Source organism: Kitasatospora sp. NPDC057940 (assembly GCF_042887425.1).
GTDB lineage: Bacteria > Actinomycetota > Actinomycetes > Streptomycetales > Streptomycetaceae > Kitasatospora.
The window spans coordinates 1-21,081 of sequence record NZ_JBHVPH010000013.1 but is presented as its reverse complement, the minus strand read 5'-3'; the positions used below and the strand labels follow the sequence as shown (position 1 = coordinate 21,081).

Annotated in this window: 14 protein-coding genes; 6 read left to right on the top strand and 8 right to left on the bottom strand. The window is 75.4% G+C overall.

Annotated features, from left to right (window positions below):
* Window positions 1-168 precede the first annotated feature (168 nt).
* Complete coding sequence (locus ACFVTF_RS20510) at window positions 169-1,494, top strand: cytochrome P450 (protein ID WP_387815256.1); 1,326 nt, start codon at window positions 169-171, stop codon at window positions 1,492-1,494.
* A gap of 102 nt (window positions 1,495-1,596) precedes the next feature.
* Here the strand turns inward: ACFVTF_RS20510 and ACFVTF_RS20505 are convergent, their stop codons facing one another.
* A complete protein-coding gene (locus ACFVTF_RS20505; protein WP_387815254.1) occupies window positions 1,597-1,872 on the bottom strand; it encodes a hypothetical protein in 276 nt (91 codons plus the stop codon).
* Window positions 1,873-2,129: 257 nt separating this feature from the next.
* Here ACFVTF_RS20505 and ACFVTF_RS20500 point away from each other — a divergent pair, with 257 nt between their 5' ends.
* Window positions 2,130-5,498 (top strand): BTAD domain-containing putative transcriptional regulator, encoded by a 3,369-nt coding sequence (locus ACFVTF_RS20500; protein ID WP_387815252.1) that lies wholly within the window; start codon window positions 2,130-2,132, stop codon window positions 5,496-5,498.
* On the opposite strand, the gene ACFVTF_RS20495 is transcribed toward ACFVTF_RS20500, so the two are convergent.
* From ACFVTF_RS20495 to ACFVTF_RS20470, 6 genes are all read right to left on the bottom strand, one after another.
* On the bottom strand, window positions 5,485-6,747 hold the full coding sequence (locus tag ACFVTF_RS20495; RefSeq protein WP_387815250.1) for a serine hydrolase domain-containing protein: 1,263 nt from the start codon (window positions 6,745-6,747) through the stop codon (window positions 5,485-5,487). The genes ACFVTF_RS20500 and ACFVTF_RS20495 overlap by 14 nt on opposite strands.
* 312 nt (window positions 6,748-7,059) lie before the next feature.
* Entirely contained in the window at window positions 7,060-9,816 is a 2,757-nt protein-coding gene (locus tag ACFVTF_RS20490) for a M4 family metallopeptidase (RefSeq protein WP_387815248.1), read from the bottom strand.
* A gap of 316 nt (window positions 9,817-10,132) precedes the next feature.
* Complete coding sequence (locus ACFVTF_RS20485) at window positions 10,133-10,855, bottom strand: MarR family transcriptional regulator (protein WP_371515188.1); 723 nt, start codon at window positions 10,853-10,855, stop codon at window positions 10,133-10,135.
* A gap of 272 nt (window positions 10,856-11,127) precedes the next feature.
* Window positions 11,128-12,432, bottom strand: coding sequence for an RNA polymerase sigma factor (locus ACFVTF_RS20480; protein ID WP_387815246.1), 1,305 nt, complete (start codon window positions 12,430-12,432; stop codon window positions 11,128-11,130).
* Complete coding sequence (locus tag ACFVTF_RS20475) at window positions 12,432-12,851, bottom strand: YciI family protein (RefSeq protein WP_387815244.1); 420 nt, start codon at window positions 12,849-12,851, stop codon at window positions 12,432-12,434. The genes ACFVTF_RS20480 and ACFVTF_RS20475 overlap by 1 nt, the downstream gene beginning before the upstream one ends.
* A 199-nt stretch (window positions 12,852-13,050) precedes the next feature.
* Entirely contained in the window at window positions 13,051-13,905 is an 855-nt protein-coding gene (locus ACFVTF_RS20470; protein ID WP_387815242.1) for a LysR family transcriptional regulator, read from the bottom strand.
* 80 nt (window positions 13,906-13,985) lie between these two features.
* On the opposite strand from ACFVTF_RS20470, the gene ACFVTF_RS20465 reads away from it, so the two are divergent.
* From ACFVTF_RS20465 to ACFVTF_RS20450, 4 genes are all read left to right on the top strand, one after another.
* A complete protein-coding gene (locus ACFVTF_RS20465; RefSeq protein WP_387815240.1) occupies window positions 13,986-14,495 on the top strand; it encodes a cupin domain-containing protein in 510 nt (169 codons plus the stop codon).
* The gene (locus ACFVTF_RS20460; RefSeq protein ID WP_387815238.1) at window positions 14,492-14,854 is read left to right on the top strand and encodes a DoxX family protein; all 363 of its coding nucleotides are present in this window, start codon (window positions 14,492-14,494) and stop codon (window positions 14,852-14,854) included. The genes ACFVTF_RS20465 and ACFVTF_RS20460 overlap by 4 nt, the downstream gene beginning before the upstream one ends.
* A 226-nt stretch (window positions 14,855-15,080) precedes the next feature.
* Window positions 15,081-15,383, top strand: coding sequence for a hypothetical protein (locus ACFVTF_RS20455; protein ID WP_387815236.1), 303 nt, complete (start codon window positions 15,081-15,083; stop codon window positions 15,381-15,383).
* A gap of 103 nt (window positions 15,384-15,486) precedes the next feature.
* Window positions 15,487-16,392 carry an aegerolysin family protein gene (locus tag ACFVTF_RS20450; protein WP_387815234.1) on the top strand — a complete coding sequence of 302 codons (906 nt, stop codon included), beginning with the start codon at window positions 15,487-15,489 and terminating at the stop codon, window positions 16,390-16,392.
* A gap of 184 nt (window positions 16,393-16,576) precedes the next feature.
* On the opposite strand, the gene ACFVTF_RS20445 is transcribed toward ACFVTF_RS20450, so the two are convergent.
* Window positions 16,577-19,267 (bottom strand): LuxR C-terminal-related transcriptional regulator, encoded by a 2,691-nt coding sequence (locus tag ACFVTF_RS20445; RefSeq protein WP_387815232.1) that lies wholly within the window; start codon window positions 19,265-19,267, stop codon window positions 16,577-16,579.
* Between the last annotated feature and the right edge of the window lie 1,814 nt (window positions 19,268-21,081).

Below are 21,081 nucleotides of genomic sequence, written 5' to 3'. Positions count from 1 at the left end.
CGCCGCCCGCCGCCGCCGCCCGCCGCCGCCGCCCGCCGCCGGACCCGGCGCCGCCACCTGCCGGCGGACGCGCTCCCACGCGATCCTGGTCCCCACAGCCGTCGGCGCTGCGCCGCCCGCGTCCACCGCCCGGGCGGCGGCTCCGGCCATGCGACACCAGGAGGTCCGATGAAGATCCCCGGTCCCGACCCCCGGCCGGACGGCGGGGTCGGCGCCATCGCGCAGGCCGGCGGGCTGCACACCTACCAGCTGTGGCTGCACGCCGAGTACGGCCCCGTGGCGCGGTTCCAGCTGCCCGGCGCCGAGACGGCCGTCTCGGTCGCCGACCCGGTGCTGCTGGAGGCCACCGCGCACCTGGACCGCCGCCCCGAGCGCCTGTTCTCCTTCCTGGACCCGCTGTTCGAGGCCGGCAACCTCCAGGTGCTCCCGGCGGACGAACACGCCCCGTGGCGCCGCACCCTGCTCTCGGTCCTGGCCGGCCGCCCCTCCCACGAGCAGGCCTTCGACCGCTTCACCGCCCTCGCGACCGGCCTCGCGGACCGCTGGGCCGCGCGGGGCGCGCGGGGCGAGGCCGTCGCGCTGCAACAGGACCTGACCGCCCTGTCCCTGCGGATGATCTGCGGGTACGCCCTGGGCGGCGAGGTGGAGGGCCCGGACGCCGTCGCCGCCGCCTTCGAGGAGGTGCTCGCCGACTACCTGGAACGGCTCTACCAGGTGCCCTGCGCCGTCGATCCGCGGGAGCGCGCCGAGCGGACCGCGCGGGCGCTCGCCCTCCTGCGCGCGACGGTCGACCGGGTGATCGCGGCCCGCCGCGACGGCGCCCGCGCCGACCGCAGCGACCTGGTCGGCGCACTGGTCGAGGCCGGCCAGCGCCCCGCCCGGATCCGCGACACCGTCCTCGCGGCGATGCTCGCCGCCCACCACACCACCGGCGTGGCCGTCTCCTGGACCCTGCACCTGCTGGGCCGCCACCCCGAGGCGGCCGCACGCGTCACCGGGGAACTGGACCGCGTGCTCGGCGACCGCCCGGCCCCCGGGTACGCCGACCTGCGGCGCCTGCCGTACCTGCGGACGGTCCTCCAGGAGTCGATGCGCCTCTACCCGCCCGGCCCCTACGGCGCGCGCCAGACCACCGAGGCGCTCACCCTCGGCGCGTACGAGGTCCCCGCCGGGGCGGTGGTCTTCTACCCGTTCTGGGCCGTCCACCTGAACCCCGACCACTGGCCCGAGCCCGAACGGTTCCGCCCCGAGCGCTTCACCCCGGAGCAGGCGGCCGGACGCGCGCGGCTGGCCTGGGTCCCCTTCGGGTTCGGCCCGCGCAGCTGCGAGGGCGCCGCCCTGGCCATGGTCGAGTGCGAACTGCTGCTGGCCGTCCTCCTCAAGCGCCTGCGCTTCCGGCCCGTGCCGGGCCACCGGGTGGTCCCGGCCGAACGGTTCGTCCTCTGGGCGGCCGACGACATCCGCATGCTCGTCAGCCCGCGCCGGGCCGCCTGAACACCGCGCGTCCGATGGCGCGCCCGGCGCGGCCCGGCCCCGGGCGTGCGGGTGCCCCGGGACGAACCGTCCCGGGGCACCCGCATGGGCGAGTGGCGGGGATCAGCCCGCGAGGCCGATGCCGGTCTCGGTGGCGTAGCCGGCGACACCGTTGGGGCCCACCGCGACGGCGGCGTCGAGGAACGAGGCACCGTCAGGACCGAACTGGACGTCGGTGATGTGCAGGGCACTGCCGTTCGGGCCGACGGAGAACGCCCCGTGGTCGTAGTTCAGGGAGGGGATGTTGTTGGGCGTGTCGGCGGAGGCGATGGTCGCCCCGCCGAGAACGATCGGGAGGCAGAGGGCGGAGACGGTCAGGACGCGGCGCGCAGTACGCATGGGGGAAGAGCCCTTCCAGATAAGGGTGGTGATGGTCGATCGGCCCGCCACGAAATGGCGGCCTGTCACCATCCACACACATTCGTATGCGGAGCGCGACCGGGGATGGCTGTCCGGGGCTACCGGTTCACCCGGGCCCCCCATCGCCGCCCCGAGGACGCGACGGGCCGCCGCCCCGGGCGCCGCCCACGGCCCGGCCGGGCGAGCGCCGACCGGCGACTTGACGATCGAACCGGTGCTGCTGCGATAGTGACCCGGTGCGCGTCGGCCTGCTCGGACCCCTGGTACTGGACGCCGGAGCGGGCCCGCTGCCGATCGGCGGCGCGCGGCTGCGGGCGCTGCTGGCCTGCCTCGCGCTGGACGCCGGCCGCGCCGTCCGGCCGCAGGCCCTGGCGGACGCGCTGTGGGCCGAGGCACCACCGGCCGACCAGGCGAACGCCCTGCAGTCACTGGTGTCCCGCCTGCGGGGCGTCCTGGGCGACCCCGCGCTGCTCACCTTCGGACCGGCCGGGTACCGGCTGGCCGTCGAGGCCGCCGCGGTGGACACCGCCCGGTTCGAGCAACTGGCCCGCTCCGGAAGGCACTTGCACGCGCAGGGCCGGCCGGCCGAGGCCGCCGCCGCCCTGCGGGAGGCCCTGGCCCTGTGGCGCGGCCCCGCGCTGGCGGACGTGCGCGAGGCGCCGTTCGCCGACGCCGAGGCCCGGCGGCTGGAACGGGCGCGGCTGGCCGCCCTGGAGGACCGGATCGAGGCCGACCTCGCGCTGGGCGCCGGACCGGAGCTGACCGCCGAACTCGAATCGCTGACCGCGCGGCACCCGCTGCACGAACGGCTGCACGCCCAGCTGATCCGGGCCCTGGCCGCCGCCGGCCGGGGCGCCGAGGCCCTGGCCGCCTACCAGCGGCTGCGCGCCCGGCTGGCCGACACCTTCGGCAGCGACCCCGGCCCGCAGCTGCAGGCGGCCCATCTCGCGGTCCTGCGCGGCGAGCTCCCGGCACCCCCCGACCACCGGCCGCCCCCCGACCACCGCGCGCCCGCCGACCGGCCGCCACCCCAACAGCCGCCACCCCAACGGCCCGAACCCCGCCGAGCACGGCCGCCCGGCAACCTGGACGCCCCGCTGACCAGCTTCGTGGGCCGCGAGGACGACATCCGCCGGGTGGCCGAGCTGCTCGGCCGAGCCCGCCTGGTCACCCTGGTCGGACCCGGCGGGTCCGGCAAGACCCGGCTGGCCACCACCGCCGGCCGCCGCCTCACCCCGACCGGCGGGGTGTGGTTCGTCGCCCTGGCCCCGGCCGGCCCGGCGGACGTGCCCCGCGCGGTGCTCGACGCCCTGCGCACCCGCGAGGCCGACCTGCCCGAGAACGCCGCCGCCCCGGCCCGCCGCCCCGGCACCCCCGAGGAGATCCTGGACCGCCTGACCGAGGTGCTCACACACGACGACCCGGTCCTGGTACTGGACAACTGCGAACACGTGATCGACGCGGCGGCCGCGCTGGCCGAGACCCTGCTCGGCCGCTGCCCCGGGCTGCGGGTCCTGGCCACCAGCCGGGAACCGCTGCGCATCGACGGCGAGAACCTGCACCCGGTGCTCCCCCTGGAACTGCCCGCACCCGGCTCGACACCCGAACAGGCCCGCGCCTGCGCGGCGGTCCGGCTCTTCCACGACCGGGCCGCCGCCGTGTGCCCCGGCTTCGCCGAGGAGGACGGCGCGCCGGCGGCGGCGGTCGAGATCTGCCGCCGCCTGGACGGCCTGCCCCTGGCGATCGAACTGGCCGCCGCCCAGCTGCGCACCCTGCCCGCCGAGGTGGTCGCCGCCCGGCTGGACGACCGCTTCCGGCTGCTCACCCGGGGCAGCCGCACCGCCCTGCCCCGCCACCGGACGCTGCGCGCCGTGGTGGCCTGGAGCTGGAAGCTGCTGGCCCCCGACGAACGGGCGCTGCTGGAACGGCTGTCGGTGGCGCCCGCCGGCTTCACCGAGGACGCGGCGCAGGCGATCGGCGGGCTCGCCGCCCCGCACCCCGACCACGACGCCCCGGCCCGCGACGTCCGGGAACTGCTGGCGGCGCTGGTCGACAAGTCGCTGCTGCACCCGCTCGGAGCCGCCGCCACGGGCGAGCCCCGCTACCGGATGCTGGAGACCATCCGGGAGTACGGCCTGGAGCAGCTCACCCGCCGCGGGGAGGACGGCGCCGCCCGCGAACGCCACTGCGGGTTCTTCCTCGCCCTGGCCGAGACCGCGGAGCCGCGGCTGCGCACCCGCGACCAGCTGCGCTGGCTGGCCCGGCTGTCGGCCGAGCGGGACGACCTGCTGGCGGCGATCCGCTGGGCGGTGGAGTGCGGGGACGCCGCGACGGCGGTGCGCTTCGGCGCCGCGCTGTGCTGGTTCTGGTCCATGCGGGGCTATCCGCCGGAGTCGCTGGACCTGCTGGAACGGGTGCTGGAGGTCCCCGGGCCGGCCGATCCGGCGGCCCGCGCGCTGGTGGTCGCGACGTACGAGGTCGGCACCGAGTCCATCGGCCGGCCGGAGGACAGGGCGGCCGCCTTCGGCCGGATCGAGGCGGCGATGGCGGGCGTCGACCCCGGTGCCCACCCCCTGCTGGAGCTGGCCCGGATGGCCGCGACCATCGCCGACCCGCAGCCGCCCCCGCACACGCCCGACCCCCCTGACCCTCCAGCCCCCGCGGATTCCCCGGGCCCCCCATGCCCCCCGGACCTCCCGGACGGCGGGCGCAAGGACCCCTCCAGCGGCCCGTTCACCCTGCTCGTGCGGGGCCTGCTGACCCTGCACAGCGGCGACGTCACCGAGGCGACGGGCTTCCTCGTCCGCGCGCTGGCCGGTTTCGAGGCGCTCGGCGAGCGGTGGGGCATGGCGTCCGCCCTGAGCACCCTCGGTTCGCTGCGGCGGCGCTCCGGCGACCTGGCCGACGCGCTGGCGATGAACGAGCGGGCCACCCGCTACTTCCAGGAGCTCGGGATGCAGGAGGACACGGTCGACAGCGATGTCCAGGCCGCCCTGACGCGCGCCCAGGCCGGGGACGCGGACGGCGCGCGGCGGCAGCTGGCGGGCCTGCTCGACCAGGTGGCGCAGGCCGGATGGGCCGAGCCCCGGGCCCTGGTGTGCCTGGGCCTGGCCCAGCTGGAGTGGCGGGCCGGGCGGCGGGAGCCGGCCCGCGCGCACGCCCTGGCCGCCCTGGCCCAGGCCCCCGGAGGCCAGCCGGTGCCCTCGCACCTCACCGCCCTGCTGCTGGGCGTGCTCGCGCAGCTGGACGCGGCGGACGGCCTGCCCGGCGCGGCGGTGCGCCGGCTCGACGACCCGGCGGTGCACGCGGTGCTGACCTGGAACTCGGCGGTCGCGGCCCGGATCGCCGTGGCGGCCGCCGACATCGAGCTGTGCCGCGGCCGGCCGGGGGAGGCGGCGCACCTGCTCGGCGCCGCCGACCTGCTGCGGGGCTCGGACGACCTCGGTGACACCGACGTGCGCAGGATCGCCGGGCGGGCCACGGCCGACCTGGGAGCCGCCGGGTTCGCGTCCGCGCACGCCGCGGGTGCGGCGATGACGCGGACCGAGGCCAGGGACCTGCTCTCCGCGATCATCACCGCACCCGCCCCCGTCAGCGAGCCGTAGCCGTAGCCGTAGCCAGAGCCGGAGCCGGAGCCGGGGCCGGCTTGCCGAACATGGCGCAGGTCACCGCACTCTGCAGGGCCTGGCCGGCCGCGGCGAGCTTCGCGTCGGCCCCGAACTCGAACAGGAACTCGGTCGAGATCAGGACGGTGGCCGTACGGCCGCCGGTGCCGTCGGTGAGGTTGGTGCTGGAGTACCCGGTGATCCCACCGTCGTGGGCCCAGACGGTGCCGCAGGGGGTGCGGACCGTCCCGATGCCCAGGCCGGAGCCGGGCCCGTCCACCGGGTTCTGCGGGTCCACCGGCACGGTGGTGCGCAGCTGCGCCAGCTGGGCCGCGGGCAGCAGCCCGCCGGACATCAGCGCGTTGTAGAAGCGCGACCAGTCCTGGGCGGTGGACACCACGGCCCCGGCCGCCCCGCCCCAGCCCGGGTCGTTGCCGGAGACGTCCACCCGGCCGTCGCGGTGCACCCCGGCCACGTCCTGGAACGCGGCGGGCACCTGCGCCGGCATGTGGGCGGCGTCCGGCTCGTAGCCGCGCACGTAGCGCCCGCGCCAGCTGCCGTCCGTGGCGAGGTAGGTGTGCTTCAGGTCCAGCGGCCGGGCGATCCGGTCCCGGACCAGGTCGGCGAGGCTCGCCCCGGTGACCCGCTCCAGGACGGCGCCGACCGCCGCGTAGTCGGTGTTGCTGTAGGACCACCGGGTGCCCGGCGGGAACAGCGCCGGGCGCTTGACGCCCACGGCGAGCAGTTCGGTGGAGGTCCACCGGTGCGGGTCCCTGCCGAGGATCGACGGCAGGACGGCGGGGTCCTCGGTGTAGTCGGGCAGGCCGCTGGTGTGGTTCAGCAGCATCCGCAGCGTGATCGCCCGGCCGCCGGGCACCTGGCCCGGCAGCCACGCCTCCACCGGGTCGGTCAGCGCGAGCCGCCCCTCGGCGGCCAGCTGCAGGGCGATCACGGCCATCATGGTCTTGGTGTTGGAGCCCATCCGGAACTCGTCCCCCACCGCGAGCCGCTGGTCCGCCGCGGCCCAGGGGGCCTGCTCGGCGATCTCGACGGGCCGGCCCCGGCCGTCGTCCACCCGCACCACCACCCCCGGCGCCCCGGCGGCCACCAACTGCCGTGCCAGCTTCTCCAGTTGGACCCGCTGCGCCTCGGCCCCGCCCCGGGTCGCGGCGGGCGCGGCGGCGGGCAGGGGGGCCGGGAGCGCCGGTCCGGCGGCCAGCCCCACGGCCAGGGCCGACGCCGTCAGCACGAGCGGCGCCAGCCGCAGGCGGCGCGACCACCCCGTGCGGGACGGCGAAGAGGCTGCCGAAGAAGGAGTGGAAGAAGGCGGGGGAGTGGCTGACGACATGGATGCGGTTCCCTCTGCTTGCCGGGTGATCTGGACGGCCCCAGCCTGTGGCCCGCCGCTGGCAAACCGCGCACAGCGCGCTGGCAGGCGCCCGCCGTCCACCCCGGATCCGCCGTCCACCCCGCCGTCCACCCCGCCGTCCACCCCGCCGGCACCCCGCCGTCCACCCCGGTGCCCGCCGGCACCGGGGCGAACCACGCAGCCGCGCTCGGATCAGCAGGTGCCGGCCGGGCGGTCGCGGACCACGAGGTCGTTGCGCCCGGCGGTGGCGTCCAGCCAGACCACCCGGGTGCCCTGGTCGGCGGCGGCGTGGAACTGGCTGCCCCGGTTGCAGGAGACCCGCACGGGGGTGCCGCCGCCGACCGGCAGCTGGTACAGCTTGGGCAGGGCGGCGTTCGACCAGCCGCCGCTCGGCTGGGCGCTGCGGTGCATGAAGGTGACGGCCCGGTCGGTGGCGGTGAGCTCCATGTCCGCCGGGGTGTACGGCGAGTCGGCGGAGAGCAGGTCGCGCACGCCGGAGCCGTCCAGGGCGCCGGAGCGCAGGGCGGTCGGGCGGGTGCGGTCGGCCGGGGCGGCCAGCCAGAGCAGCCGGTCGCCCGCGAGCAGCGGGGAGGCGAGGTACGGCGGGTCGGTGCCGTTCGGGGTGCTCACCGGGTACTGGGCGGTGACCTTGCCGGTGGCGGTCGAGTAGACCGTCGGCGCCTGGACGCCGGCCCCGTCCACCGTCCAGGACTCGATCCAGCCGAGCAGGCCGTCCTTGAACGCGAGGGACGTGAGGCTGTGGCCCTCGGGCAGCGGGAGTTCCACGGGCGGGGCGCCGTCGTGGGAGAGGCGGACCCGGGTGCGGCCGGTGTCGTTGTCGGTCACCGTGAAGGCGATGTCCCCGCCGGACACCTGGACGCTGCCGGGCGACTGGTCGGCGGAGTGGAACACGCTGCGCACCGGGCCGCCGGACAGCGGGCTGGTCAGTACCTCCGTCGCCCAGGTGCCGGTGGCGTCGGGGCCGATCGCCAGCCAGGCGGCGGACTTGCCGTCGGTGGCGGCCCAGCCGTGGATCCGCCCGTCGTCCGGGCTGAGCCGGATCGGGGTGCCGGGGGAGGTGGTGGAGCCGGTGTACAGGGCCGTCGCGCCCTTGCCGTTCGGGTCGGTGTTGCCCATCACCCAGTGGCCTCCGCCCGCGGCCGGTCCGACCGGGGCGGAGGTGCCGGGCAGCAGCGGGCGGGTGTCCGTCCCGAGCCGGCTCTGCCAGCCGGCCTTGATCCCGTGGGCGTCGAACGCGGCCGCCACCTTGCGCAGTTCGGCCTTGCCGAGCTTGAGCGACTTCCCTGCGGCGAGCACCGCGTCGCGCCCGGCCACGAAGTCGTCCAGCGGGGTGAGGTATTCGGCCATCGCCCGGTAGACGAGGCGGTCGGCGGTGAGCGGGTCGAGGGTGCGCCGGATGTCCCACAGCGCGCCGCTGAAGATGGTGGAGTTGAGGTGCGCGCCGCCGTTGTCCAGGTCGAGGCCGGCGCCGAGGTAGTCGTCCACGGTGGTGCGGTGGTCGTCCAGGCGGCGGTTCGCGCAGTCCTGGGGGGTGCCGGTGCGGCACAGGTTCTCGCCCATCAGCGCGGCCGCCGGGTCGTCCATGGACATGCCGCGGGCGGTGACCTCGATGGCGTTGCCGAAGTAGTCGGCCAGCCCCTCGTTCATCGCGCCGGACTGGCCGTCGCCGATCAGGTTGGCGGTGTGCGAGATGACGCCGTGGGTCATCTCGTGCCCGGCCACGTCGAGGGCGGCGGAGAACGGCAGGAACCGGGCGTTGCCGTTGCCGTAGATCATCTTCTGCCCGTCCCAGGCGGCGTTCGGGAAGGGCTTGCCGCGGCTGCTCACGTTCACCACGGAGACGATCGGGCCGCCCTTGCCGTCCAGGCCGTCGCGGCCGAGCCGGTCGTGGTAGAAGCCGTACACGGCGGCGGCGTTGAGGTGGGCGTCGGTGGCGCCGCTGGTGCCGGTGGAGGCGGGGAAGTCCGGGCCCGGGGAGGCGACGGGCAGGCTGCCGTCGGGCAGCCGGCCGCTGACCTCGTAGTAGTCCCGTCCGGTCGCGTCGTAGGTGGTGATGGTGGCGGGCCGGGTGAGGTCGACGAGTTGGTAACTGCCGTCCGGCTGGCGGGATATGTTCACCAGCACGGTACGGCCGCGCAGGTCGGGGGCGGTCCCGGTGGCGGGCTCGGCGGCGGCGGTGCCGCGGGCGGCGCCGGCCGCTGTGTCGTCGGCGCCGCCGACCTGGTACGGGGCCGAGGCGTCGTGGGCGAGGGCGACCACGCCGAGCGTGGCGTCCGCGTAGACCTCGCGGACCGGCGGCTCGCCGTTCCCCTGGTCGGCGGTGTGCACGGTGAAGTGCCGGGCGAGTCGGCCGGTGCCGCCCGGCAGGACGACCAGGCCGCGGTCCTCGGCGGTGGCCCCGGCCCGGGCGCGCGGGTCCTGGATCGAGCCGAGCGCCAGCTTGCGCAGCACCGCGTCCGGCACGGCGGGGGCGGTCGGCGCGGTCAGCCCGGTGAAGTACTTGCCGCCGACCGACTCGACGCGCTGGCCGGCCCCCTCGCCGGTGAGGCGGACCAGGTACTGGCCGCCGAGCACCGGTATGCCGCCGTGGTACTGCTGGAACCTGACGGTGCGCCGGTCGGCGGCCGTGCGCTCGACCGCGAGCTCGGCCAGCTGCCCCGGGTCGACCCGGTACCGGTCCGCGTGGGCCGCGAGATGGGCCCGGGCCGCCGCGACCGGAGCGCCGGGCGCCGCCTCGGACAGCCCGGTCACCAACTGCGGGGCGCCGGTGCCCTCCCCGGCCACCAGGCCGGGGACGGGATCGGACTCGGCGCTCGGGCCCGGTGGCGCGGCCAGGGCGGGGGAGGCGGTCACGGTGAGCGCCAGTGCCAGACCCAAGGCGGCGCCCGAGCCGAGCACCCTGGCCACTGAACGGGAACGGTGGTGCACTGCGGTCCTCCACGGAAATCGGCAGTGACGGCAGCACGACAGAGCTGCCTTTCACGGAGGAACGGGGCACCGGACAGGCCCGGTTCAGCCGCTTGCCGCCGCCGCCGGTCGTTTGCGCGAGCCCGCCATCGCCGTCCGTCCCGTCCCCGACGGCCCCGGCCGTCGGCACGCCCCGGGGGCCGACGGCCGGCCCGCCGCGGCCACCTCGTCGAAGGCCCGCCGCGGGTCCGCGGATACGGCACCCGATCGGGTGCGGAGCCCACCCGCCCGGACCATTGCGCATCTCACCCGACCGCCCGGCAGGGGGTGCCCGGGATCAGCCGATCCGTGATCCGGGCCGGCTCTCCTCGCGCCACTGCCGTACGGAGCGCACGATGTCCTGGCCGATCCGCTCCAGGAGGGCCGCGGCGTCGTCCATCCGGGCGCCGGCCGGGGTGCCGGGGCCGAGGGTTTCGGCGCCCTGGCGGGCGATGCCGGCGAGCGTCGTGTTCCGCTCGGCGCTGGCCAGCAGTGCCCGGTACCAGACGTCGTCGTCGATGACGTACTGCTCCCGGCGCTGCTGTTCGCCGCGTTCGCGGCGGATCAGTGCCTGGCCTTCCAGGTAGCCGACGGCCTTGGAGACGGCGGCCGGGCTGACCTGCAGCCGTTGCACCAGTTCGCCCGCGGTGAGGCTGCCGTCGTCGGTGACGTACAGGCAGGCGAGGACCCGGGCGGCCATCCTGGGCAGGCCGCTGTGCACCAGCAGCTCGGCCAGCTCGTCGGCGAATTCGCGGACGGCCTGCGGGTCGCGGCCCTCGGCCGGCGGTGTGGCGGCGGCGGTCCGTCGGGCGGTCGTGCCGCTGCGGCGGGAGCGCTGCGCGGTGGCGCGCTGGGCGTGTTCGGCCCGGTAGTCGGAGGGCCCGCCGTTGCGGGCGATCTCGCGGGTGACGGTCGAGGTCGGCCGTTCGAGCTGCCGGGCGATCTCGCCGTAGCCCAGCCCTTCGGCCAGTCCGGCGGCGATCCGGTGGCGGTCCTGCGGGGTCAGCCTGGCTCCGGGCATCCGTCCTCGTCTCCTTCCGTCGCCTGAACAGTACCCGTCCGCCCGGTCCCCCGTTGCAATGGACCCGCACGGTTCCGCCGCACCCGCCGGGCGAGTCATGACAAGGAGAAACCCGCGCTGACCTGCAAATCTACCCATCACCAGCAGAGCCGTCATTGACCACTGCGTGAACTCGTCCGGGGCTCCCTCCCGCCCCGCGGGCACCACACCGAGGGGGCGCCGCCGGCGGAACCACCACCCGTGCAGCCGTCACCCCCGCCCCTACCCCGGTGTCACGGCAGCGCGGCCGCCTTGCGCAGCAGCACCGCCCGCTCGCGGGTGTTGCGGCACAGCCGGGCGGCGAGCTCCAACTCGGCGCGGGCCTCGGCGGTGCGGCCGAGCCGGGTCAGCAGTTCGCCGCGCACGCCCGGGAGCAGGTGCGAGCCCGAGAGCCGGCCGGAGGCGGCGAGCTCGTCGACCATGTGCAGCGCCTGCTGGGGTCCGTCGGCCATGGCGACGGCCACGGCCCGGTTGAGTTCGACGACGGGGGAGGGGGCCACGCGGCCGAGTGCCTCGTAGAGGAGCACGACGCGTTCCCAGTCGGTCTCCGGCACCGAGGGCGCCACCGCGTGGCAGGCGGCGATCGCGGCCTGGAGGCCGTAGGGGCCCAGGCCCCGGCCGGTGGCGGTGGCCCGGCCGAGCGCGGCCAGGCCGCGGTGGATCGCGGAGCGGTCCCACCGGCGCCGGTCCTGGTCCTCCAGGAGCACCGCCTCCCCGTCGGGTCCGGTGCGGGCCGGGAAACGCGCGGCGGTGAGTTCGAACAGCGCGAGCAGTGCGCACGCCTCCGGTTCGGCGGGCAGCAGGGCGGCCAGCGTCCGGGCCAGCCGGAGTGCCTCGTAGGCGAGGTCGGGGCGCAGCAGGTGGTCGCCGGCGGTCGCGGTCGAGCCCTCAGTGAAGATCACGTACAGGACGCTCAGAACCGCGCCGAGCCGTTCGCGCCGCTCCTGGGCCGGCGGCAGTTCGAACGGCACGCGCGCGGCGGCGATCGTCTTCTTCGCCCGGGTGATCCGGGCCTGGACGGTCGCGGTGGGCACGAGGAACGCCCGGGCGATCTCCTCGCTGGACAGGCCGCCCACCACGCGCAGGGTGAGCGCGACCCGGGCCTCGGGGGAGAGCACCGGGTGGCAGGCGGTGAACATGAGCGCGAGGACATCGTCGTCGACCCGGTCGGGGTCCCAGGGGAGCTCGTGCGGCGGGTCGGACGCGGTCGCCGGGCCGGAGCTGAACTGGCCCTCGGCGAGCCGGCCCGCGAGCAGGGTGTAGCGCTCGTCGAGGGCCGAGGCGCGGCGGAAGGCGTCGACGGCCCGCCGCCGGGCGGTCGTCAGCAGCCAGCCCACCGGGCTGGCGGGCACGCCGTCGCGCGCCCAGCTGACGAGTGCCTCGGCGAGGGCCTCCTGGGCGACGTCCTCGGCGAGCGCGAAGTCCCCGGTGTAGCGGGCCAGTGCGCCGACGATCCGGGCGGACTCGATCCGCCAGAGGGCCTCGGCGGCCCGCCGGGCCGATTCGGTGCTCGGCGGGCCGCCGGGGGTGGTGGGCATCAGTGCTGGCCGGTCCGCTCGCGCCAGGCCCGCTCCTTGGCGATCCACTCGTTGTCCTGCGGGAACTCCTCGATGCCCGGCACGCGGCGGATCTCGACCTTCGAGCCGGTGACGGCCGGGAGCCGCTTGGCCCACTCGACGGCCTCCTCCTTCGACGCGACGTCGATCACGTAGAAGCCGCCGAACAGCTCCTTCGTCTCGCCGTACGGGCCGTCGGTGACCACCGGGGTCTGTCCGCCGAAGTCGACCACCACGCCCTGGGAGGGGTCGTCCAGTCCCTCGGCGGCAACGAGCACGCCCGCCCGGATCAGTTCCTCGTTGAAGCGGCCCACCGTCTCGAGCATCTCCTCGAAGGGCGTCTCCATCATCTTGGCGACGCTCTCGTCGGTGCCCCGCATGATCAGCATGTACTTCGACATCGTCACTCCTTGCTCGGGGGCCGTCTTCGGGCCCTCTCCATCCCAGGTCGAACGGCGCGGCCGCGGATCGACACGGCGGGCGGATCCGGGCCGCTTTTTTCGACGGACGCCACCTTCCCGCAGGTCGCCGCCCCCCCACACCTGGAGGTGCTCACCCCTGGCGGTGCTCCCGCCTGGCGTTGCTCACACCCGGTGGTGCTCACCCCTGTCGGTACGCGGCCGTCGCGATCTCGGCGAACGAGCGGACCAGCGGGTTGGTGTCGCCCTCGTTCCACGCCGCGACCACCGGGCTGGGCGCCATGTCGGCCAGCGGCACCACGGCCAGGTTCTCGGGCAGGTCGTGTCCGAGCGGGGCCAGTCCGACGGTGCTGTTCCAGAGCACGGCCTGGAGGCACTCCTGGACACCGCGCACCACGGGGCCCTCGCGCGGGGCGCCGCCATTCCAGTACGACTGCCACAGGGGGTCGGTTCCCGGGGGGAACTGGAACCAGCGGCGGTCGGCCAGGTCGGCCAGTTCCAGGCGGCCGCGCCGGGCCAGCGGGTCGTCGGCGCGCAGGACCGCGCCGACCGGGTCGGTGCGCAGCACGCGCACCGCCAGGGCGGTGGCGTCGAACGGCGCGCGGGTCAGCGCGACGTCGACCAGCGCGGCGCGCAGCCCGCAGGTCGGGTCGGTCAGGTCGGTGTCGCGCACGCGGATCTCGACGCCGGGGTGGCTGCGGCGGAAGGCGGCCGCCAGCCTGGTGATGCCGGGGTCGGTGCCGTCGCCCAGGATGCCGACGGTCAGGGTCGCGGCGCCGGCCGCCGCGGCCACGCGCGCCCGCAGGCGCTCGGCCCGCCCGAGCAGGTCCCGCGCCTCCTCCAGCAGCACGGCCCCCGCCGGGGTGAGGGCGACGCCGGCGGGGGAGCGGGTGAACAGCAGGGCGCCGCTCTCCTCCTCCAACCGCTTGATCGCCCGGCTCAGCGGCGGCTGGCTCATGTGCAGGCGGGTCGCGGCCCGGCCGAAGTGGAGTTCCTCGGCGACCGCCACGAAGTAGCGCAGGGTACGTAGCTCCACGCTGCGACGATACCCCCCGGGTATCGGCGTGGCGCAACAGGTCTTGGACACCGGCCCGGCCCCGGCGGTGGACTCGGACCATGACCGACACAGCGAAGACCAGCGAACCGCAGGCCGGCCCCACCGTCTCGGTACTCGCCCCCGGCGACGGCGAGACGATCGTCCTGGGCACCACGCGCATGCGCGTCCTGGAGGACGGCAGCCACACCGGGCACCGCCTGGCGATGACCGAGTCCCTCCTCGCCCCGCACACCCCCGGACCGCCGCAGCACCGCCACGCCCGCCACGACGAAGCCTTCTACGTCATCTCCGGCACGGTGCGCTTCACCGTCGGCGACCAGCACCACGACGCGGGCGCGGGCACGTTCGTGATGGTCCCGCCCGGCGCCCCGCACACCTTCGCCAACGTGAGCGACCACAGCGCCGTCATGCTCAGCGTCTTCACCCCCGACCTGTACCTGCAGTACTTCCGGGACCTGCGGGACGCAGCCGCCGCCGGCACGCCGCCGACCCCCGAGGCCGGCCTGCGCACGATGAGCCGCTACGCCACCGAGCCCGCCGCCGACGATGACCGTGAAAGGACGTCATGACCATCGCCTACTGGCTCCTCGCCACACCGCTCGCCGCCTTCTACCTCTACGCCGGCGCACTCAAGGCGACCCGCGACCGCGACCGGCTGCGCCCGATGATGGCCTGGGTGGACCGCGTGCCGCTGCCCGCGGTCAGGACGCTGGGAGCGGTCGAACTCCTGGGCGCCGCCGGCCTGCTGCTGCCGCCGGCGGCCGGCGTCGCACCGGGCCTGGCCGCGGCCGCGGCCACCGGGTTCGTACTCCTGCAGACCGGCGCGATCGCCGTACACCTGACCGGCGGAGACCGCCGTATCGCGCTCAACGCCGCACTCCTCACCGCCGCGGCGGCCACCACCTGGCCGGCCACCACCATGATGTGACCGGCCCCCACCCCCACCCCGCCCCTCCGTTCAGCCCCCGCCCCGTCCCGTCCGCAGGGCCCCGGTACGTAGACCGCGCCAAGTTCACGGTTTTCCACGATGCCCGAGCGTGCCGGTGGCGTGTCAGCCTGTGACTGCCACCGCATCCCGCAGCCGGGTCGGGGCGGGGCCGATCCGCCGCAGGTGGCCGGCCGTTCACGTGGAACGCCCAGAAGGGATATTTGTCATGCACAGGCAAATTCGTTCGGCTTCGCTCTGCGCCGCGATCGCCGCCGCGGTCCTGGTCGGCGGCACCGCCCAGGCGTCCGCCGCCGTAGCCTCCCCCGCCCGCGCACACGTCTCGGCGACGCCCGCCGTCCAGGACAGCGCGTCGGCGTCCGCGATCTGGCGCTGGGCCGGCCGGTACGACTCGTTCGTCGAGGCGCAGGCGGCGTACTACGTGCTGTACGGCCTCGGGAGCGCCGTCGCCCAGCTGATCGAAGAGGTCATCGTCGACGGCGCGAAGAGGTGGGAGCTCTACATCCAGTGAGCCCCCCCGGCGCCGGCACCGAGCCGCGGCGCCCCCGGATGAGAACACGGCGGGCGCGACCCGGCGCCCGCCCGTCCAGCCCCGAAGAGAGATTGGTGGACCCATGCGACGCACGACCCCCAGGACCGGCCTGTCCCGCACGGCCGCAGGCGCTCTGACCGCCGTGCTGATGGCGGCCGGAGCCCTCACCCTCGCCCCGGCCGCGCAGGCCGCGACCGGACACGGCGGCCCGCAGGCGACCGCGGACGGCCTGGCGGGGATCACCGCGGCCCGCTCCACGCAGGTCACCCTGTCCAACCACACCGCGTACGGCCTGACCAAGACGTGGGAGAAGCTCGACCACGGCTGCTGGACGAACAACATGCTGCCGCCCGACTACATCCCCACCGGCAAGGAGCCCAGCTTCGCGAGCGAGTCCTGCGGGGCCGGCACCGGGACGGAGGGGAACATCACCTACGGCTTCGCCGGCGGCGAGATCAAGATCTACTGGAACAACCCCTACGTCGGCAGCAACGGCTACAGCTGCTCCGTCCCGGCCGGGTACGCCTGCTACAAGAGCGGCGGCAGCGGGAACAACGCCGGCGTCAAGTTCGACGTCTGGCCGGCGTCCCGCTCGGCCGGGGCCGACACCGCCGACGCCGTGGTGCCCGGCGTCACCGCCGCCCGCAGCACGAGCATCAACCTGACCAACAACTCGGGCAAGCTGCTCGTCCGTTCCGGCTCCAGCCTGCGCTGGGGCATCTGGTCCGACAACATGCTGCCCCCCTCCATGGTCCAGCCCGGTGTCACCGCGAAGTGGGCGAGCGAGTCGGACGGCTTCATGACCGGCACGGAGGGCGAGGTCACCTTCGACGTGTCCGGGGAGAGCAACAAGGTCAGGGTGTACTGGAACAACCCCTACACCGGCAGCAACGGCTACAGCTGCTCCGCCCCGTCCGGGTACAAGTGCACCTGGCAGGGCGGCAGCGGCGACAACGCCGCGATCTCCTTCAACCTGTCGAAGTCCTGATCACGCCGGACCGAACCAACGCCCCCGCCCGGGTCACGTCCCTGCGTGACCCGGGCGGGGCGCTCAGCCCCGGCCCACCGCGGCCTGCCCTGCTCGCGGCCCTGCTGCCGCCGCCCGCCGGCCCGCGCCCCCTACCGCCCTTGCCTACCACCCCTGCTGGCCCTGCCGCCCCTGCCTGCTGTCCCTACCGTTCCAGGACCGCCACGAGCTGGGTACGCCGGGCGATCCGCAACTTCCGGTAGGCGTTGGTGAGATGGGTCTCCACGGTGCGGCGGGTGAGACACAGCGCGGAGGAGATCTGGGCGTTGGTGTGCCCCGCCGCCGCCAGCTTGGCCACGCGCCGTTCGGCAGGCGTCAGCGCGTGCCCGCCGTTCCTGTTGCGCACCCCGCCCTCGCGCAGCGCCCCCGCCGTCAGGTCGAGGAGGCGACCGGCGGCGGGCGCCTGCCCGGCCTGCGCAGCGGGTACGGCCAGCCGCAGGGCCACCGCGTGCGCCTCGCGCAGCGTGTCCCGGCCCTTGCGGCCGTTGCCCGCCCCGATGTGGGCCCGGCCGAGATCGACCAGGGTCTCCGCGAGTTCCACCGGCGCGCAACCCGCCCTGAGCAGTTCGGCGCCCTCGGCCAGCGAACACAGGGCCAGCCTGCCGCCCACGGCCGCGGCGTACGCCCGCAGCGCCCGGCCCACGGTACGCGCGGTGCCCCACGTCCGGGCGTGGCGCAGTTCCTCCTCGGCGAGCTCGCGGGCCTCCTCCCGCCGCCCGAGCCGTACCAGGGCCAGTGCCGCCCCGGAACGCCACGGGGTGGCGACCGGGCTGACGAAGCCGTGGGCGCTCTGGCCGGCTCCGCAGAGCAGGTAGTCGTCGAGGGCCGCCTGCCAGCGGCCGTCCGCAGCGTGCAGCAGGGCCCGTGCGTAGCCGAGCTCGTTCCACTCCCAGGAACTGTCGCCGCCGCACGCTCCGGCCAGCGCCACGGCCTCCCACGCCCCGGCGCGCCGACCGCTCTCGTGCCGCGCGGTCGCCACCATGGCCGCCAGGTGCGGCAGCCGCACGCCCTGCCCGGCGGTCGCCTCCACCAAGGGGGCGTTCTCGGCGACGACGCGCTCGAACTCTCCCGCCCACAGCGCCGCCTCGGCCCGGACGCTGAGCAGGCACTGCAGGCCCACGTCCGTCAGATCCGGGGGAACGGGCGGGACGGGCAGGCACAGGCCGGCCAGCTCGCGCGCCTCCTCCAGGCAGTCCGCCCACTGCAGCAGGGTGGCCGCGCTGCCGAGCCAGGCGGTCCGCAGGCGCGGGTCCACCGGCCGGGCCAGCCGCGGGCGCACCCGGGCGAGCGCCTCGGCGGCCGAGCAGAGGCCGGCCCCGGCCTCGTACTCGGTGATCAGACCGCACACCAGCGGCTCGATGGCGGGCGGCGCGGTCGGGGCGAGCGCGCGCAGGCCGGCGACGGCGCCGCGCCAGGCGTCGTTGTCGTGCGAGGAGACGAGCGCGGCCAGGGCCTGCAGCACCTGGACGAGTTCGCCGTCATCGGCGCCGCGACCGGCCTGGTGGAGGACCCGCAGCGCGGTGTCGGGATCGCGGCCCGCCACGAGGGCCGCGCTCAGGGCGGTCGCCGCCCTCGCCCGCTCCCGCAGATCACTGTGCAGCTCCACCCCGGTGTGGAGCCTGCGGATACCGGCGGTCGCGTTGTCCGCGAGCTCCAGCGCGCCCAGGCGCATGCTGAGGGCCGCACGCCGGTCCGGATCGAGCGGCCCGCTCAGGGCGTGACGCAGATACGCGGCGGACTCCGCGACCCGCCCGGCACGCACCGCCTCCTCGGCGGCCTCGGCCAGCGAGCGGACCATCCACACCTCGCCGGGCCGCTCCACGCGCAGCAGCCGGGAGGCCACGGCGGTCGCCGGCGCACCGCTCTCGTCCAGCAACTCCGCGACGCGCGTGTGCAGCGCCGCGATCTCCCGCGGCTCGGCGGCGGCGAGCACGGCCTCCCGCGCCAGGGGGTGGCTCAGCAGCCGGTCCAGACGGCGCACCGACCGCTCGTCCGGCGACCGCCTGGACGAGCAGAGACCGGCGAGCTGACGGCGAAGCCCGGGGTCGCCGGCCACCCCTTCCTCCGCCGCGACGGCGAGAGCCAGACAGGCCTGACGCAGACACGGATCGACCCCCCGCCCCAGCCAGCCGGCGATCGCGTCGCGATAACGACTGCGCGAGCGCGCGGACGGCGGGCGGGGCAGCGGCCCGTCACCGAGATCGGCGACCAGCGCCCGCACCAGCGCCGGGTTCCCGGCCCCCGCCCCGACACACGTCACGACGTCCTCCCGGCCCAGGCCGGCACCCCGGGCGATACGCACGACTGCGGACACACTCAGAGCACGCAGAACGACCGACACACCCGCAGGAGAAGGAAAGGGCCCCGGACCGGACGGGTCGCCGCACTCGGTGACCACCAACAGGACGGGAATCCCGGCGATGCGCCGGGCCAGGTAGCCGATCCAACGCCGGGACGGCTCGTCGGCGTGATGGAGGTCGTCCACCGCGAGCAGCACCGGCCGCTCGGCCGCCCAGCGGGCCAGCCGCATCACCCACCGGTGGAACAACCGCTGCTCGCGCGCCCCGGCCGGCACCGAGAACGGAACGGCCCCGTCGTCCGCGAAGAGCTGCCGCACGAGCCCGAACGCGAACCCCGCCTCCTCCGGCACACCCCGCACCCGCCCCACCCGCATGGCACCGCCGTCCGCCTCCTGTCGCACCACCGCCTCCAACGCGGCGCTGCGCCCCATGCCGGCCACCGGCGCCGAGAGCAGGACCGCGCGCCCGCTGCCCGCCCGCGCGGCCGCCCCGGCCACCGCGGCCGCGTCCAACACCTCGTCGCGCTCCAAGAGCATTCGCGCCCCTTCCCCTTCGTCCTGTTCATCCCGCGACGCCGCCCCGGGCCGTGCGTCACCCGTCCGGGCACCGGCTTCCGCGGCCGTCGCGGCCGTATCTCCACGGCAATGCCGCGGCCCCCGGTTTGATCTTCACCCCCATACGGCGCACGTCAGCCCGCCGCACGGAAAACGGCGTGATCGCGTTCATGACAGAGCTTGATCCCGCCGCTTTTATCACGTTTCACCTACGAACTTTCCACCCACGACACAGGCACAGCAGCAGAAACCAACCCGAGACCACCGACCACCACCCACACCCCAGTTCGTGCCGATACAGGCTGCCCCTCCCACCGACGCGGACAATTCCGAGACCCACGCCAGCACGCCCCACCCCCGACGTCTCCCCGCCGCCACACCCCAACGATTCCGGCAGACCCGAACCGACGCCCCCACCCAACCCACGATGACGAATCCCGCCAACCCCCGGCTAATGCCCACGCAACACACCGGACGAGAACGACGAGCAGGAGCGCGGGCCGCTCGGCGACGTCCGCAGCCAGGTCCGCCGCCGGGCGGCCGGGACGACCCTGGAGACCATCCAGCAGGCCCTGCACCGGGCCCGGGAGAACGAGCGCGTCGCCAACTCCCGGCCCCGGTCCCAGCCTCCGAGGGAACTGCTGGTCTCCGGCCATGAAAATATCCTCAGCGGCCGCACGTCCCGCCTCCTGTAACCATCGCGTGGGTGCACTCGTTGGCCCGAGATGAAAGAAGATGATCCCGCCGAAGGGAAACCCGCCATGGCATGCGACGCCCCATGGATTGAGAAGCGGCGTTACGAGTACGCCGGCGGCCGCTACGTAGGCTGCGGAAACTGCGGCGGGGACTTGTGCACTGCCTGCAGGTCTAACCATCTACAGCCGAGCGACGTGCACTTTGAGTTCAACGACGACAACACCTGCCCGGACTGCAGTCCACGACGCTGACCAAAGCCACGGAACCGTCCGGTCGGTGGCAGGGCGCAGTGCGTGATCCGTGCACCTCGAAGAGGTCAAGGAAGACATCTCTCCCGAAGAGGGGCGTCATGGCGCCCGTCCAGTTCGTTCTGCAACTCCCTGCCGGGGCCGTCGCCGACCCGCCCGGCCCGCAGACCGACCAGCCCGCCCATACCGTCCGCCCTGCCCGTCCCGGGCCGCTGCGGGGCGCGCCCGGCCCACCGCCCGGGGGCGCCGAGCAGGGCCGTGAAGGAGCCTGGTCCGGTCATCGTGGTGACCGGGCCAGGTCGTATGGCGTGCATGATCCCGACGGTGCGGTCCTGCGAGCCGGTCCGGCTCGCAGGCCTGGACCTGACGTTCGGTGAGGGTCGACTGTCGGCCTCCTGCGACGACCCGCGGGCCGAGGGCGTTCGAGTATCTCGACGGTGGCCGGGCTCTCCTCTCGGCGGCCAATCGTAGGTCCACTACCGAGCGGACCCCGGTACCGAGCGGACCCCGGCGGCCGCCGCGTCGACCAGCGCTCGCAGGTCGGACCCGGGCCCCAGAGCGAGGGCGCTCCGCGGTACCGTCAGGGTGAACCCGTCCCGGCCGCCTCCGCCGCGCCGGGCCCGGACGTCAACACGCTGCTCACCCCGTCACTCAAAGCAGCGATTCCACCCATGCTTGATGTGAATTTCCCATCAGTAGTGGATAGGGTGCCTGTATGGCGCTCAGTACGTTGGAAACGTTGCGGCTGACCATCGCGGCGATCAGGCAGCGCACGGGGGAGAGTCAGCGGGAACTCGCGACCGCGCTCGATCTGACCCAGGACAAGGTCTCCCGCCGCCAGTCCGGGGCGCA